Genomic DNA, 16,234 nt, shown 5'->3' on the forward strand with positions numbered 1-16,234 from the left:
TTTGAGCCCCTCTCCCGTTTGCGGGAGAGGGGTTGGGGTGAGGGCGGCTTTTGCGGCTGTACTGGTAAAGCCTTTGCCGAGCATGGCTCGGCACTACGGGCTCTACCGGGAAGGCCTCTGCCGAGCATGGCTCGGCACTACAGCCCCCCTGAGCTCAGGCCGACAGCTCCAGCAGCAGCTTGTTCAAGCGTCGTACGTAGCCGGCCGGGTCCTTCAGGCTGTCGCCGGCGGCCAGTGCGGCCTGGTCGAACAGCACATGGGCCAGGTCGTTGAAGCGGTCCATGTCGGGTTCCGCATCCAGCTTCTCGATCAGCGGATGGCTCGGGTTGAACTCGAATACCGGCTTGCTGTCCGGCACCTTCTGGCCGCTGGCTTCCAGGATCTGGCGCATCTGCAGGCCCAGGTCCTGTTCGCCGATGGCCAGGATCGCCGGGGAGTCGGTCAAACGGTGCGAAACACGCACTTCGGCCACTTCCTCGCCCAACGCAGTCTTCAGGCGCGTGGCCAGGCCTTCCTTGGTCTTGGCAACTTCTTCCTGCGCCTTCTTGTCTTCTTCGCTTTCCAGCTTGCCCAGGTCCAGATCGCCACGGGCGATGTCGGCGAAGGACTTGCCGTCGAACTCGGTGAGGTAGCTCATCAGCCACTCATCGATGCGATCGGTCATCAGCAGTACTTCAATGCCCTTCTTGCGGAACACCTCAAGATGCGGGCTGTCCTTGACCTGCTGGAAGCTCTCGCCGGTCAGGTAATAGATCTTGTCCTGGCCTTCGATCATGCGGCCGATATAGTCGGCCAAGGCAACGCTCTGCTCGCCGCTGCCGTCATGGGTGGAGGCGAAACGCAGCAGGCCGGCGACCTTTTCACGGTTGCCGTAGTCCTCGGCCGGGCCTTCCTTCAGCACCTGGCCGAAGTTCTTCCAGAAGCCTGCGTAGTCTTCCGGCTTGTCCTTGGCCAGCTTCTCCAGCATGTCCAGCGAACGCTTGGTCAGTGCCGACTTCATCGAGTCGATCACCGGGCCGGACTGCAGGATTTCACGCGACACGTTCAACGGCAGGTCGTTGGAATCGACCACGCCCTTGATGAAACGCAGGTACAGCGGCAGGAACTGCTCGGCCTGGTCCATGATGAAAACGCGCTGCACATAGAGCTTCAGGCCCTTGGGTGCGTCGCGGTGGTACAGGTCGAACGGCGCGCGGCCCGGCGTGTACAGCAGCGAGGTGTATTCCAGCTTGCCCTCGACCTTGTTGTGGGTCCAGGCCAGCGGGTCGGTCGGGTCATGCGCGATGTGCTTGTAGAACTCCTTGTACTCCTCGTCCTTGACCTCGGACTTGGGGCGGGTCCACAGCGCATTGGCGCGGTTGACGGTTTCCCACTCCGGGGTGGCCGGCTTGTCGGCTTCTTCGCCGTGATGTTCCTTCTGCAGCTCTATCGGCAGGCCGATATGGTCGGAATACTTTTTGATCAGGCTGCGCAGCTGCCAGCCATCGGTATAGCTGTCTTCGCCTTCCTTCAGGTGCAGCACGATGCGGGTGCCGCGCTCGGGCTTGTCGATGGTTTCAACTTCGAACTCGCCTTCGCCCTTCGATGACCAATGCACGCCTTCGCTGGCCGGCAGGCCGGCGCGGCGGCTGTAGACGTCGACCTGGTCGGCAACGATGAAGGCCGAGTAGAAGCCGACGCCGAACTGGCCGATCAGGTTGGAGTCCTTCTTCTGGTCACCGGACAGGTTCTTCAGGAACTCGGCGGTGCCGGATTTGGCGATGGTGCCCAGGTGCGCGATGGCCTCATCGCGGCTCAGGCCAATGCCGTTGTCGTCGATGGTCAGGGTGCGTGCGACCGGGTCGGCTTCGATGCGGATGCGCAGTGGTGCGCCGCCTTCAAGCAGCTCGGGCTGGGTCAGCGCTTCGAAACGCAGCTTGTCGGCGGCGTCGGCGGCATTGGACACCAGCTCGCGCAGGAAGATCTCCTTGTTCGAGTACAGCGAATGGATCATCAGGTGCAGCAGCTGCTTCACCTCGGTCTGGAAACCGCGGGTTTCCTTGTGATTCTGGTCAGTCATCGGTCGGGGTGCTCCGTTGCAGAGGGGCCGCGCAGCTGCGCGGCGGCTGCAACTGGGGTAAGGGTGAATGGGCCGATTTCAAGGTGGGAGCGGCCGGGGCGGGTGCTGGTCTATCATCTGCACACCCCAGAGTTGATCGATGTAGGCCGCCGATGTATTTGATTTGCCGCGTTTTGTCATTGGCTTTGCCGGTGTGGGCCGGATGAGCGCGCCGCACGGCAAGCTCGCCGCCGGCAGCGGCCAGGTGCGCATCGTGGGTGGGCGCTGGCGCAACACCCGCCTGCAGGTTCCTGAATTGCCGGGTTTGCGGCCGACCAGCGACCGCGTCCGCGAAACCCTGTTCAACTGGCTGATGCCCAAACTGCCGGGCGCGCGGGTGCTGGATCTGTTCGCCGGCAGCGGTGCGCTGGGGCTGGAGGCGGTGTCGCGCGGTGCCGCCCAGGCGCAGTTGGTGGAGCGCGATCCACGCCTGGTGGCCGCCCTGCGTGGGGTGGTGGAGCGGCTGGATGCAGCCGCCCAGGTCGAGGTGATTGCCGCCGATGCGGTGCAATGGCTGGACAGCGCGGCTGCCGCGCAGGCAGATGTGGTGTTTCTGGACCCTCCTTTTGCAGCCGGTTTGTGGGAACAGGTGATTGCGCGGCTGCCCCGGCATGTGGCTGCGGACGCATGGCTGTATGTGGAAGCGCCGGTGGGTGCGGCCCCGCTGTTGCCGGCGGAATGGCAGCTGCGACGCGAAGGCAGTACCCGCGAAGTGGGCTATGCCCTCTATCGACGAGCCGCTGCTACACTTCGCGGCGACATGAACGCGACCGAACCCGCATGACCTCAGCCAACCGCCGCATCGCTGTATACCCGGGCACTTTCGACCCGATCACCAACGGTCACATCGATCTGGTGAATCGCGCCGCGCCGCTGTTCGAGAAAGTAGTGGTGGGCGTGGCGCAGAGCCCAGCCAAGGGCCCGACGCTGTCGCTGGACCTGCGCGTAGCGCTGGCGGTGGAGGCCTTGCAGCACCACGACAATGTGGAAGTAGTGGGCTTCGATACCCTGCTGGCCCATTTCGTGCGCTCGGTGCATGGCGGGGTGCTGCTGCGCGGCCTGCGTGCGGTGTCCGATTTCGAATACGAATTCCAGATGGCCAGCATGAACCGCCATCTGATCCCGGAGGTGGAAACCCTGTTCCTCACCCCCTCCGAACAGCACAGCTTCATTTCCTCCTCACTGGTGCGCGAAATCGCCCGGTTGGGCGGGGATGTGTCCGGCTTCGTGCCGGCAACCGTGCTTGAAGCGTTGCGCAAGGCCCGCGAAGCTCGCGGGCAGTAAACCTCTTTCAGTAACACCACTTTCAACGGGAGAACGATCATGAAGAACACGATGCGCGTGCTGCTTGCCGCCTCGATGGTGCTGGCTGTAACCGCCTGCAAAAAAGAAGAAGCGCCGGTAGTTGAAGCGCAGCAGGCACTGGTCGCCCCGGCCAAGGACGACGATGCAGGCTGGAAGAAGTACCTGCAGGCCGTTGCCGTGCAGAACATGGGCAACATCACCGCCAGCCCGTTCCTGTACTACCTGCCGCCGGCTTCGGACCCGGAGTTCGCTGCCAAGTACGACCGTCAGGTCGAGAGCGCCACCACCGCCATTGGCCGTGGCATCCAGCCGGGCAACATGCTGGCCTTCGGTTCGTCGAACTCGGCCAAGATGGCTGACCTGATCGAAAGCGGCTTCAAGGACGTGCAGGCCGACTCGATGAAGGGTGTGCGCGTGGTGTTCATCGGCGACGCCGCTGACAACGCCCGCGTGCAGACCATCGTCAAGCCGACCGGCGCCGACTACATCTTCGTCGAAGCCAAGTAATTCAATGGCGGGGCTGCCTTGCGGCCCCGCTGTTGCCACGGCGTGACCCCCGCAGCGGTGGGGGTTGCTCCGCTTGCAGGTTGGCTCGGCCCCGGCCCGATGCGGCTGCGGCCAGGTTCAACAAGTCCTGCACATTGCCGATGCCGCCCAAGCCGGTCTCCACATCAGCGGAACGCTGCGGGACTGCGGCGCTGCCGCCAGCCCGGCCCCGGCAAAAGCAGGATCCGGTAAGCTTGCTGTCGGCGCTGCCCCTGGCAGGCCACGAACAGCAGGTCCGATGAACCGGCATGCGCCGGTTGCAAGCCCCGCTCTGACGGGAACACCGCAACAATGTCTCTGAAAATCAATGAGCTCTGCGTCAACTGCGACGTCTGCGAGCCGGCCTGTCCCAATCAGGCAATCGCCATGGGCGAGACGATCTATGTGATCGATCCAGCCCGTTGCACCGAATGTGTCGGTCATTTCGATGAACCGCAATGCGTGGTGGTGTGCCCGGTCGAATGCATCGACCCGGACCCGGATATCGTCGAGACCGAAGATCAGCTGCTGGCCAAACTGGCCGGCCTGCAACGCGACCACCCTGAGCTCTACCCATAGGAGAAACCAACGGCATGAAACACGTTGCTCGTTCGCTGCTGCTGTTCGCGCTGGTGCTGGCACCGGTTGCGTGGGCCGCTGATACCGCACCGGCCCGCGCCACGCACCCTGACGGCGCTGCGATTGCCAGCGGTCATTCGCTGGCAACCCAGGCCGGCATGGAAATCCTCGGCAAGGGCGGCAATGCGTTCGATGCTGCCGTTGCCGTGTCGTCCACCCTGGCGGTGGTTGAGCCGATCAGCTCGGGGCTGGGTGGCGGTGGGTTTTTCCTGCTGCATGATGCCAAGACCGGCAAGGACGTGATGCTGGACGCGCGCGAAACCTCGCCCGAATCCGCCACGCCGGACCGGTTCCTGGACAAGAACGGCGAGCTGGACCGCGACCGCTCGGTCAATGGCCCGTGGTCGGCTGGCATCCCAGGCCTGCCTGCGGCGCTGGTGAAGCTGGCCCGCGAGCACGGCAAGCTGCCGCTCAGCGATTCGCTGGCACCGGCGATCCGCGTGGCTACCGATGGTTTTCCGGTTTACGCACGCATGGCGCGTGGCTACGCCAGCCGCCGTGAGGTGATGGACCGTTATCCGGGTACCCGCGAGGTTTACCTGCGCAACGGCAAGCCGATCGCCGAGGGTGACATCTTCAAGCAGCCGGAGCTGGCACACACCCTGCAGCTGCTCGCCGCCAACGGATTTGACGGCTTCTACCGGGGTGAAACCGGGCGCAAGCTGCTGGCTGGCGTAAAGCAGGCCGGTGGCCGCTGGACCGCCGAGGAACTGGCCGGCTACACGGTCAAGACCCGCGAGCCTATCGTGTTCGATTACCGCGGCTGGAAGATCACCACTGCCTCGCCGCCGTCTTCCGGTGGCATTGCGCTGGCCTCGATGCTGCAGATCCTGGAACCCTGGGATCTGAACAAGATGGACCAGGCACACAGCACCCATCTGGTGGTGGAAGCGATGCGTCGCGCCTATCGTGACCGCACCTTCTTCCTCGGTGACCCGGACTTCGTCGACATCCCGCAGAAGGTGCTGACCAGCCGCGATTACGCACAGGGCCTGCGTGCCACCATCCATCCGGAAAAGGCCACGCCCAGCGACCTGCTGTCGGGCAACCCGACGCCGCTGGAAGACGACGAGACCACCCACTTCTCGATCATCGACAGCGAAGGCAACCGCGTTGGTGGCACCCAGACGGTGAACCTGTTGTACGGCTCGGGTTTGATCCCGGCCGGCACCGGCGTGCTGTTGAACAACGAGATGGACGATTTCGCGCTCAAGCCGGGCACGCCGAACGCGTTCGGGGTGATGGGCTACGCGGCCAATGCGCCGGCCAAGGGCAAGCGCATGCTCAGCTCGATGACGCCGACCTTCATGGAAAATGACGACAAGGTGGTGGTGATTGGCACGCCGGGTGGCAGCCGCATCATCACCATGGTGCTGCTCGGCATCCTCGGCTATGACGCAGGCCTGGATGCGCAGCAGGTCGCGGCCTTGCCGCGCTACCACCACCAGTGGTTGCCGGATGAGATTTCGGCCGAAACTGGTGCGTTCTCGCCGGAAGTAGCCCGGCAGCTGCAGGCGATGGGCCACAAGGTTGAACTGCCGGGTGACTCGGCAGCGGGTGGCCGTGGTTCCAGCCATGTGTGGGGCAACCTGCAGACGGTGGAGTGGGACCGGCGCAGCAATGTTCTCAGCGGCGGCAGTGATCCGCGCAACCCGGTGGGCAGTGCCGAGGTTCGCAAGTTCGGCAAGGCCGACTGAGTCAAACAGAAAACCCCGCTACGGCGGGGTTTTTCTTTGCCGGGTAACGCGCAGGTGCCGCGAGATCTGCTGGCACTGCATTGTCTGCGCCTTTTCGCTGTCGCAGGAATGAAAGCGAGGGCCGGAGGAGCACATGCGCAATGCCCAAGCCAGGCATCAATACCCCGACATAATCCGCAACACAGCCGTTGCCATCAACCCAGAAACAAGATGCAATGTTGCGCTGTTGATCTATAGCGGCCCGCGTCAATTATCCGTCAGCATTTACTTGCGAATATTTAACGCGCGGCGGGTAGAATTTTCATATGAAACTATGGTCGATTCGCGGTAACTCGCAAAAACTCGATGGCGGCGCAATGTTCGGCAACGCGCCCAAGGCCTTGTGGGAACGCTGGGCGCCAGCCGATGACGCCAACCGCATCGAACTGGCATGCCGGGCGTTGCTGGCCAGTCCTTTGGGCGGCAAGACAGTGCTGTTCGAAACCGGTATTGGTGCCTTCTTCGAGCCCAAGCTGCGTGAGCGCTACGGCGTGCAGGAGCCGCGACACGTGCTGATCGATTCGCTGCGTGAAGCGGGCTTTGAGCATGAAGACATTGACGTGGTGGTGCTGAGCCACCTGCATTTCGACCATGCCGGTGGCCTGCTGGCGCCGTGGTCGGAAGGTCGCGAGCCCGAGCTGCTGTTTCCCAATGCGACCTTCGTCATTGGTGCCGAACATTGGGAACGTGCCCGCCATCCGCACCCGCGTGATCGTGCCAGCTTCATTCCCGAATTGGCGGGTTTACTGGAAGCCAGCGGGCGCCTGGAGATCGTAAACGGTCCCCATTCGAAGGTGCTGGGCGAGTCGGTGCGTTTCAGCTTCAGCGATGGTCATACGCCGGGGCTGATGCTGGCCGAGATCATCGGGCCGGAGCAGGTCAATGGCCAGTCGCGCGGTGGCGTGGTGTTCTGTGCCGATCTTATTCCGGGGCGTTCGTGGGTACATGTGCCGATCACCATGGGCTACGACCGCAACGCCGAATTGTTGATCGACGAGAAGCGTGCGTTTCTGGAAGACAAGCTGGCGCGCAACGTGCATCTGTTTTTCACCCACGATCCGCAGTGCGCGATGGCGCAGGTGGTACGCGATGACAAGGGCCGCTTCGGCACCGCTCATGAAGTGAGCGAGTTGAAGGCACGTACGTTGGCGGCATGAGCTGACCAACGGCATGAAAGAAACTGACTTCCGGCACTGATTCCCGGCGCTGCCAAAGCCGACATTGCTCCCATCATTCTCAGATCGGGGCAATGTCTTGAAATTATCTTCTCTGTTGCGACGTGCCGGGCTGGCCATGCTGCTCTTGCTGGGACCGGTAACGCTCGCGCTGGCCGCGCCCACGCATGTGCTGCCGTTGCAGGTCAGTGCCGATCGCGCCACCACCATGGCGGTATGGGAGCCGGCGCAGGTGCGCGGCGTGGTGCTGTTCTCCTCGGGGCACGGTGCGTGGCCCGAGCGCTACGAGCGCTTGCTGCAATCCTGGGCAGATGCCGGCTTCGTGGTGCTGGCGCCGCTGCATGTGGATTCGATGAAGTATCCCCAGCGGGAGCAGTTTTCGTTGCAGCAGGGCTTGACCGAACGCTTCGCCGACATGCGCGCTGCCAGCGCCTACGCGGAAAAACACTGGCGTGGAATGCCGGTTGCGGCCACGGGCCACAGCTTGGGTACGCTGATCTCCGCAGCGCTTGGCGGCGCGTTTTCCGGGCTTGGCCCATTGCGTGACCCATCGGTGGTCGCGGTACTGGGCTTTTCTTCGCCTGGGCGGATTCCGGGCCTGGTGGATGCGCAGTCCTATGCTTCGTTGGCGGTGCCGCTGCTGCTGGTCACCGGCGATGAGGACAGGGTGCCGGGATTCGTGACGGACCCGGCCGATCACCTGTATGCGGTGGAAACCGCGCCTGCGGGCAACAACACCGGGGTGGTGCTTGCCGGCGGTGACCACAACCTTGTTGGCGGTGAGCCGGAAGCATTGTTCGAGCGGGCCCGCGAGCTGGGCACCGCGTTCCTGCGGTTGCAATTGCTCCAGGATGCGCATGCCGGAGAAGTACTGGCAGCTCCTGCGGCTGCAAACGAACGCTGGTTGCGGCGCTGACACACCGCGCTTGCTGCTGCAGCAAGCCCCGCCATGCCGATGCGCATGGCGGGGGTACCGTCAATGAATGGCGAAGCTGATGCCGTAAGCCGCTTGCTGGCCACGCCGGGCGGCCGCCCGCACCTGATATACCTGCACGGTATAGGTGCCTGAGTCCGGCAAAACGCCGTTCCACTCCTGTCCAACGCTGCCGTTGCCAAGCGCCGTGGCCACGCCGGGCACATCGCCTGGGGCATAGATGTTGAAGCCGACATTGCTGCTGCCGGTCAGGCTCACCCGCATGGATTGGCTGGCCTTGGCATTCAGTGTGTAGTTCACGCTGTCGTAGCCACGCAGGTTGTGGGTGGTACTGAAGCTGCTTGTCCCTTTGGCGAACTGGACGGGCACGGCGCTGACCTTGTCGGCGGCATCCGCAAGCGGGATGCCGAGGGCGAATGCCGCAGTCAGGATCAGGGTGATGGCAGGTTTCATCGTATTCACCATTTGATTGGGGTGAGGCTTGCGGCACCAACGCTGCAGGTTCCGGCCCTCAGGCGATGCGGGTGCCGAAGATGCGGTCGCCCGCATCACCCAGGCCCGGCATGATGTAACCCTTCTCATTGAGTCGCTCGTCGATGGCGGCGGTATAGATCTCCACGTCCGGGTGTACGGCTTCCAGTGCCTTCAGGCCCTCCGGTGCGGCGACCAGGAAGATGCCCTTGATGCGGCGTGCGCCGGCCCGCTTGAGCATGTCGATGGTGGCGATCAAGGTGCCGCCGGTAGCCAGCATCGGGTCCAGGATCAACGCATCGCGTTCTTCCAGGCGGCCGGTCAGGCGCTCGAAGTAAGGCACGGGCTGCAGGGTTTCCTCATCGCGCTGCAGGCCGACCACGCTGACACGTGCGGCCGGAATCAGCGACAACACACCGCTCAGCATGCCCAGGCCTGCACGCAGGATCGGCACCACGGTGATCTTGGCACCGGCAATGCGCTGCACCTGCACCGGCCCGGCCCAGCCGGCCTGGGTGTGGCTTTCCGTCTCCAGGTTGGCAGTGGCCTCATAGGCGAGCAGGGTGCCCAGCTCGTTGACCACCTCGCGGAAATCCTTGGTGCTCATGGACGCATCGCGCAGCAGGCCAATCTTGTGCTGGACCAGGGGGTGGCGGACTTCGACGATTTTCATGGGGAGGGGGCGCTGGAAGGGGAGGACGCCATTTTAGCGCTTCTGCGCGCCGGCCTCTGCCGTGGCAGCACGCCACGCGCAGCTGCCGGGCCGGGGCTTCGGGCGATGCGGCTCGGATAGCCGGCTATTGGCTGGACGCTGCCTGCCGCCTCGTCCAGGCAGGTTCAAGCAGGCAGCCGTGATCAATCCGGCCGGTGGCCCGGAACCGGGATTGCGGAGATGATGTCTGCAGCCGAGTGGGCGGCTCAGGGAGCTGATGAAATGCGGGTGAGTGCGGGTTTGTTGGTGTTGGCAGCGTGCACCGGTAGTGCCGGGTACGTATCAGCTCGGCCGCCGCTTGAGCGGGAAGTCGTGAATCCAAGTGAGGTGGTGTTTCGTTCCGGGGCGCCCTACATCGACCTGGGGCGGGGCCGGCTCGAGCCGCTGCAGCTGCGACGACACAACGGCGAGCCGGTCTACTACCGGCTGGTCCGCTACGACGCGGAATCTGGTTACGTGAACGAACCGGATACTGAGCCGGTGATACCTGCTCCTGCCGCCATGTCGGCTCGAAGGGCCGCGCCTGCGCCTGCGCCGACCGCAGTGCATGTCATCGAAAGCCGGATAGAGGGGCGTTTCGAAGGCTGGAGCGGTGCCAGCGTTTTCCATCTGGGGAACGGGCAGGTCTGGCAACAGGTTGATGGGCGCAGGCAGGCAGCGGACCGGCATTCTCCAAAGGTCACGCTGACCCGCTGGGACACAGGCTACGAGTATGAGATGCAGGTTGAAGGCGTGTCCGGCACGGTACGGGTGCGGCGTCGCTGACCCCGGCAGGGCAATCGAAGGCGCTGCGTGATCGATGGCGTGTTTCTGTGGCTGTACCCATGCCATGACAGACTGAAATATTCCCGCTTTGCCACTGTAACTGTCGCGTAACTGTACGGACATACCGTGCACACCCATCCTTTACACAGATTGGGGGCGGTAGTGCGCAAGAGCGTCTTGGTGGTAGCGGTGACGACCGCGGTGGCCTGCATGGCTGTCGCGCCTGCCTATGCACAACAGGCTACGGCCGATGCTGCATCCACTGTTGCCGGCGGTGCTGCGGCAGCCATCGACCTGGAACGCATCGAAGTGCGTGCCCAGCGCGAAGCACAGATCCGTGCGGTGGAACTCAAGCGCGACGCCAATGGCGTACAGGACGCGGTTGCTTCCGACTCGATGGGTGACTACCCGGACATGAACGTTGCCGAGTCGCTGCAGCGCCTGCCGGGCGTCAGCGTCACCCGTGATCAGGGCGAGGGTCGCTTTGTGGTGATCCGTGGCCTGGACGCGGCCTTGAACAGCGTCAGCATCGACGGCATCGCCATCGGTACGCCAGAGGATTCCTCACGCGCGGCACCGCTGGATGTGATTCCCTCCGAGTCCACCGAGCGGCTGCGGGTGATCAAGTCGGCAACCCCGGATATGCCCGGTGATGCCATCGGTGGCGCGGTGGTGGTTGAATCGGCCTCGGCCTTCGATCGCGATGGACGCTCCTTGAAGGGCAAGCTGGAAGCCAGCCACCAGGAGTTGTCCGGCGAGACCAGCCCGAAGGCGGCGTTCAATTACAGCGACGTATTCGGCGGCACCTTTGGCGTGGCGGTGGGCGTGAACTACCAGAAGCGCAAGTTCGAATCGGACAATACCGAAGTCGAGTACGACAACTTCGATGGTGGCGCCGACGATGATCTGGTCGCCGTCGATCTGCAGCACCGCAAGTACACCATCGAGCGCGAGCGCACCGGCGCCAACGTGAACCTGGACTGGCGCCCGGACGATGCCAACCGTTACTACCTGCGCACGCTGTACAGCCAGTTCGACGATGCCGAAACCCGCCAGCGCACCATCTTCGGCCTGGGCGATGGCGAAATCAGCGCGCTGGGTGGTGGTCGCTACCAGGTGGATGCGCTGCCGGCCGATGCCATCAGCAAGCGCATGCGCTACCGCACCAAGGAAGAGAATACCTTTGCGCTCAGCCTCGGCGGTGAGAACCGTTTGACCGACGCAGTGCTGGATTACCGCATCGGCTACACCAAGACCCGCGAGCGGGTGAACGATGAAATGGAGGCGCGTTTTGACTACGACGGCGATGACATGTCGGCCACGCTCAACCAGAACAGCGGCATCCCCGGCCTGAGTCTCAGCGACAGTGGCTGGATGGACAACGCCAACTACGCCTTCGACCGCGTGGTGATCTCGCCCAAGCAGATCGACGACAGCGAGCGCAGTGCTCAGGTCAACATCCGCTTCGACGGTGACAACGCCAGTTACAAGTTCGGCGTGCTCGGCCGTTGGCGCGAACGCGACGTCAATGTGGACGAAGCCGAGCTGCGCAGCGGTCCGGCGGTGGATCTGTCCAGCTGGAACGGCAAGACCCTGGATCACCGTGGTGGCAGCCTTGGCCAGGGCATGAGCTCGGCGGCGATGCGCGCCTGGTGGGCTGCCAACGGCAGCAAGTACAGCGCGAAGTCCGGCGATGTGGCTGGCAACCTGATGACCTCGCTGGAAGAGGACTATGTAGCCAACGAAGACATCCTTGCGGCCTATGCGATGGGCACCTGGGATATCGGCGCGCTGCGCGTGATTGGCGGCGTGCGTGTGGAGAACACGCAGTTCAATGCCACCGGCAACGACGTGGATGTTGCTGCCGATGGCAAGACCGTCAGCGTCACCCCGCGTACTGCCAACAGCAGCTATAGCAGCGTGCTGCCGGGCCTGCACCTGCGTTATGACACCAACAACAACTGGGTGCTGCGTGGTTCGGTCAACAAGACCGTGGCGCGCCCTGCGTTTGGTGATGTGTCGCCGCGCCTGGCGGTCAACCGCGACGATGAAGAAGCGCGTATCGGCAATCCGAACCTGGACCCGTACGAGTCCACCAACCTGGATTTCTCGTTCGAGCGTTATCTGGGCGACAGCGGCATCGTCTCGCTGGGGCTGTTCCACAAATCCATTGATGGCTATATCGTGCAGACGGTGACCGACAATGACCCGCAATATCCGGGCTTCGACGTCACCCGCTCGATCAATGGCGACAAGGCCAGGGTGTTTGGTGCCGAGTTCAACTGGCAGCAGCAGCTGAGCTTCCTGCCGGGTGCATGGGCGGGCTTGTTGCTCGGCGCCAGCGGCACCTGGCTGGATACCGATTTCGATCCGGGCATTGCTGGCCGCGAGCGTGATGACTTCAACCTGCCGCGTGCCTCCAAGAACATCTACAGCGCGCATATCGGTTATGAGTGGGGCGGCCTGAGCACGCGCCTGGCCGGTGTGTACCGCAGCGAATACCTGGATACCATCGGCGACAGCCGTGCCTTTGATATTTATGTCGCCCCGCACACCCAGCTTGATTTCAGCTTCGACTACAAGCTCAGCAAGAACGTGAGCCTGTACCTGGAGGCCTCCAACCTGCTGGATGAGCCGCTGGAGCTGTACCAGGGCGTGCGCTCGCGCACCCTGCAGAACGAGGAATACGGCCGCACCTACGCCGTCGGCGTGAAGGTGGCACTGTGAGGGCCGCGCTGCTCTGCACGGCAATGGCGCTGGTGCTCGGTGCCTGTCACCCGGCACCGCGGTCGGCGACGCCGCCGACCGCCGCCGATCTTGCCGAAGGCGCCACCGCCGCGCCGCCGAAGTTGGTGGCGGAAGCCTTCCTGACCCCGATGACGCCGGCCGACAACATCGATTCGCCGGCCAGCTGGCGCGGCGCCGACGGCCAGCTGTGGCTGATCGCCACCGCCAAGGCCACCGACAAGCTGGTGGTCTATGACGGCCAGACCGGCAAACACCTGCGTGACATCGGCAGCACCGGCACGGCATTGGGCCAGTTCGATCGCCCCAACGGCATCGCCGTGCAGGACGATCTGCTGTTCATCGTCGAGCGCGACAACCACCGCGTGCAGGTGCTGCAGTTGCCGGACTTCAAGCCGCTGGGTGTGTTCGCGGGCAACGATCTGCGCAAGCCTTATGGCCTGTGGGTGAACCCTGTGCAGGGCGGCTATGACCTGTATGTCACCGATTCCTACGACGATGGCGAGGATGCGGCCGGCAACGACATCCTGCCGGCGCTGGAGCGCTTGAACGAGCGCGTGCGCCGCTATCACGTCAGCATTGAGGGCGGCACGGTGCAGGCAAAGCTGGTGCGCAGCATCGGCGACAGCTCGCCCAAGGGCGCATTGCGCGTGGTTGAGTCGATCTGGGGCGATCCGGCCAACGACCGTCTGCTGATTGCCGAGGAAGATGAAACCTACGCCAGCGAGTTCAAGGTCTACAACCTGGCCGGTGATTTCAGCGGTCAGACCTTTGGCCGTGGCCTGTTCCAGGCGCAGGCCGAAGGCGTGATGTTGCGCACCTGCGGCGATGGCGGCTGGTGGATCACCACCGAGCAGGGGAAGCAGCGCAGCACCTTCCATCTGTTCGATCGAAAGACGTTGGCGCCGGTGGGCTCGTTCCATGGCAATACCGTGGCCAACACCGACGGTATCTGGAACAGCCAGCAGGTCTCGGCGCGCTTCCCGCAGGGCGCCTTGTACGCGGTGCATGACGATCAGGGCGTGGTGGCCTTCGATTGGCGTGACATCGCCACGGCGTTGTCGCTGCCGCAGGACTGCAGCAAGTGAGGGCCCAGCGTGTGAGCCAGCGGCTGTTATTGGCTGCCCTGATCGGCGCAGCTTTGAGCGGCGCGGCTGGAGCGGTGGGGGCAGCTCCAGCCGCCGAGCCCAATACGCAGGTGCCGGCGGGTAGCCAGCACTATGCGGCCAGTGGCTTCCCGGATCGCATCGTCGCCTCCCCGGCACAGGACGCAAGCAGCGGTTTTGCGGTGGCATGGCGTACCGCACCGCTGGCGCAGCCGCCGGTGCTGGAGCTGGCCGTGGCCGGTGATTCGCCGGACATGGGTCAAGTGCGGCAGCTGCGCGCAAGCAGCCAGGCCTTGCAGACCGAGAACGGCAACAGCCAGCATCATCGTGCCGTCATCGATGGTCTGCAGGCCGACACCCTGTATGCCTATCGCGTGCAGGGGCAGGGCACCTGGAGCGCGTGGCAGCACTTCCGCACGGCCGCTGCGGCGGGCGAGCCGCTGACCGTGCTGTACTTCGGCGATACCCAGAACAAGAACCTCAGTCATGTCAGCCGGGTCATTCGCCAAGGCTGGCAGACCGCGCCGGATGCGCGGCTGACCCTGTTTGCCGGCGATCTGGTCAGCGGTGGCGATGGCGAGGATGACAACGAGTGGGGCGAGTGGTTCGCCGCCGGCGGCTGGCTGTTGCCGGGTATGGCGATCGCCCCGGCGGCCGGCAACCACGAGTACTTCGAGGAATTCGAAGACACGCCGCAGGAGCGGCGGGTGCTCGGCAAGCACTGGCCGGTGACCTTCGCACTGCCGGCCAATGGCGCTGCCGCCACCGCCAGCACGACCTACTGGTTCGACTATCAGGGCCTGCGCGTGGTGGTGTTGGATGGCACCTCGGCGCTGGATCTGGGCACCGCCAAGGCGCAGGCAAGCTGGCTGCAGAAGGTATTGGAGGACAGCGCGCAGGTGTGGAATATCGTGGTCGTGCACCAGCCGCTGTATCCGCTGCGTGCAGAACGCGATACCTCGGTACTTGCCAGCGAGATCCGTCCGGTCCTGCAGCAGCACAAGGTGGATCTGGTGCTGCAGGGCCACGACCACACCTACGGCCGCCGCGCCGACGACGGAGCCGCCTTGCCGCAGTACATCTCATCGGTGGCCGGCCCCAAGCAGTACCGGCTGTCGCCGCAGGCGCGTGCGACGATGAAGCCCACTGCCGAGGACACGCAGTTGTTCCAGGTATTGCGGCTGGACGACAAGGGCCTACGCTACGAAGCGCGTACCGCTACCGGCCGCCTGTATGACGCGTTCCAGATCAGCCGTGACGCACAGGGCGGCAAGCACTTCAGCGAGATCACCGACGGGCGCATTCCACAACGCGATTGCCCGCGGCCGCTCTCGCCGAAGGGCCGCGATGACCGGTGTTGGGAATGAACCGATGAGCCGCGTGCTGATGCGTGTGGGTGCGATGTTGCTGGCCACGGTTTCGCCGCTGTTGGCCGGCGCGCAGGTGCTGCATCCGTTTGCATTGCCGCAAGCGGAGAACGCCCCGCAGGAAGTGCTGCTGGCGGTGGAAATCCCCGCCGGTGGCGCGATCAAGTATGAGTTCGGCGCGCATGGCGAACTGCAGGTGGACCGTTTCCTGTCGATGCCGGTGGCTTACCCGGCCAATTACGGGGCAATGCCACAGACCCTGGCCGGCGATGGAGATCCGCTGGATGCGCTGGTGCTGACCCGCTTTCCGGTCCAGGCCGGTGCGGTGCTGCGATTCCGGCCGGTGGCGGTGCTGCGGATGCGCGACAAGGGCCAGGCCGATGAGAAAATCCTCGGGGTGCCGGTAGATGCCGTTGATCCAACCTATGCCAAGGTCCACGACCTGGATGACCTGCCGGCGATGGAAGTCCAACGCATCGAGGCGTTCTTCCGCAGCTACAAGCAGTTGCCGGGTGGGGCGGACATCCAGCTCAACGGCTGGGGCGATGCGGCGCAGGCGCGGCAGGTGATCGATCAGGCGATGGCCGGCTATCGCGCCCAGGGCAGGCCCTGAGTATCGACCTGCTTCACGGCTGTGCCTTTGGCTTGCCCCTATA

At 64.1% G+C, this 16,234-nt stretch carries 15 protein-coding genes; 12 read left to right on the top strand and 3 right to left on the bottom strand.

Features of this window, described 5'->3' with window-relative positions; genetic code table 11:
• Positions 1-154 precede the first annotated feature (154 nt).
• The gene (htpG, locus tag ACVOKO_RS07435) at positions 155-2,059 is read right to left on the bottom strand and encodes a molecular chaperone HtpG (RefSeq protein ID WP_346498302.1); all 1,905 of its coding nucleotides are present in this window, start codon (positions 2,057-2,059) and stop codon (positions 155-157) included.
• Between the two features lie 202 nt (positions 2,060-2,261).
• Between htpG and rsmD the strand changes: the two genes are divergently transcribed.
• The 7 genes from rsmD to ACVOKO_RS07470 all read left to right on the top strand — a co-directional run bounded on the left by rsmD (position 2,262) and on the right by ACVOKO_RS07470 (position 8,394).
• The gene (gene rsmD / locus ACVOKO_RS07440; protein ID WP_346498303.1) at positions 2,262-2,882 is read left to right on the top strand and encodes a 16S rRNA (guanine(966)-N(2))-methyltransferase RsmD; all 621 of its coding nucleotides are present in this window, start codon (positions 2,262-2,264) and stop codon (positions 2,880-2,882) included.
• On the top strand, positions 2,879-3,382 hold the full coding sequence (gene coaD, locus ACVOKO_RS07445) for a pantetheine-phosphate adenylyltransferase (protein ID WP_062166234.1): 504 nt from the start codon (positions 2,879-2,881) through the stop codon (positions 3,380-3,382). Before rsmD ends, coaD begins: the two co-directional genes overlap by 4 nt.
• Before the next feature lie 39 nt (positions 3,383-3,421).
• Positions 3,422-3,910 (top strand): hypothetical protein, encoded by a 489-nt coding sequence (locus ACVOKO_RS07450; RefSeq protein ID WP_346498304.1) that lies wholly within the window; start codon positions 3,422-3,424, stop codon positions 3,908-3,910.
• 330 nt (positions 3,911-4,240) lie between these two features.
• Positions 4,241-4,507 (top strand): YfhL family 4Fe-4S dicluster ferredoxin, encoded by a 267-nt coding sequence (locus tag ACVOKO_RS07455; protein WP_057629977.1) that lies wholly within the window; start codon positions 4,241-4,243, stop codon positions 4,505-4,507.
• Positions 4,508-4,521: 14 nt separating this feature from the next.
• Positions 4,522-6,264: a gamma-glutamyltransferase gene (ggt, locus tag ACVOKO_RS07460; RefSeq protein ID WP_346498305.1), complete on the top strand. Its 1,743-nt coding sequence runs from the start codon at positions 4,522-4,524 to the stop codon at positions 6,262-6,264.
• Between the two features lie 305 nt (positions 6,265-6,569).
• Positions 6,570-7,460, top strand: coding sequence for an MBL fold metallo-hydrolase (locus tag ACVOKO_RS07465; RefSeq protein ID WP_346498306.1), 891 nt, complete (start codon positions 6,570-6,572; stop codon positions 7,458-7,460).
• 97 nt (positions 7,461-7,557) lie between these two features.
• Positions 7,558-8,394: an alpha/beta hydrolase gene (locus ACVOKO_RS07470; RefSeq protein WP_346498307.1), complete on the top strand. Its 837-nt coding sequence runs from the start codon at positions 7,558-7,560 to the stop codon at positions 8,392-8,394.
• Positions 8,395-8,454: 60 nt separating this feature from the next.
• Here the strand turns inward: ACVOKO_RS07470 and ACVOKO_RS07475 are convergent, their stop codons facing one another.
• Together ACVOKO_RS07475 and upp are read right to left on the bottom strand one after the other, a co-directional pair.
• Entirely contained in the window at positions 8,455-8,865 is a 411-nt protein-coding gene (locus ACVOKO_RS07475) for a g-type lysozyme inhibitor (RefSeq protein WP_346498308.1), read from the bottom strand.
• A 58-nt stretch (positions 8,866-8,923) separates the two neighbouring features.
• A complete protein-coding gene (upp, locus tag ACVOKO_RS07480) occupies positions 8,924-9,556 on the bottom strand; it encodes a uracil phosphoribosyltransferase (protein ID WP_346498309.1) in 633 nt (210 codons plus the stop codon).
• Between the two features lie 219 nt (positions 9,557-9,775).
• Here upp and ACVOKO_RS07485 point away from each other — a divergent pair, with 219 nt between their 5' ends.
• The 5 genes from ACVOKO_RS07485 to ACVOKO_RS07505 all read left to right on the top strand — a co-directional run bounded on the left by ACVOKO_RS07485 (position 9,776) and on the right by ACVOKO_RS07505 (position 16,191).
• Complete coding sequence (locus ACVOKO_RS07485; protein WP_346498310.1) at positions 9,776-10,360, top strand: hypothetical protein; 585 nt, start codon at positions 9,776-9,778, stop codon at positions 10,358-10,360.
• A 210-nt stretch (positions 10,361-10,570) separates the two neighbouring features.
• Positions 10,571-13,087, top strand: coding sequence for a TonB-dependent receptor (locus ACVOKO_RS07490; protein WP_346498311.1), 2,517 nt, complete (start codon positions 10,571-10,573; stop codon positions 13,085-13,087).
• Positions 13,088-13,110: 23 nt separating this feature from the next.
• The gene (locus ACVOKO_RS07495; RefSeq protein WP_346498416.1) at positions 13,111-14,193 is read left to right on the top strand and encodes an NHL repeat-containing protein; all 1,083 of its coding nucleotides are present in this window, start codon (positions 13,111-13,113) and stop codon (positions 14,191-14,193) included.
• On the top strand, positions 14,190-15,578 hold the full coding sequence (locus tag ACVOKO_RS07500) for a purple acid phosphatase family protein (protein WP_430980728.1): 1,389 nt from the start codon (positions 14,190-14,192) through the stop codon (positions 15,576-15,578). The genes ACVOKO_RS07495 and ACVOKO_RS07500 overlap by 4 nt, the downstream gene beginning before the upstream one ends.
• Positions 15,579-15,582: 4 nt before the next feature.
• Positions 15,583-16,191, top strand: a complete 609-nt coding sequence (locus ACVOKO_RS07505; protein ID WP_430980729.1) for an inorganic diphosphatase — start codon at positions 15,583-15,585, stop codon at positions 16,189-16,191.
• The last annotated feature ends 43 nt before the right edge of the window (positions 16,192-16,234 follow it).

The organism is Stenotrophomonas sp. STEN240 (assembly GCF_056756175.1).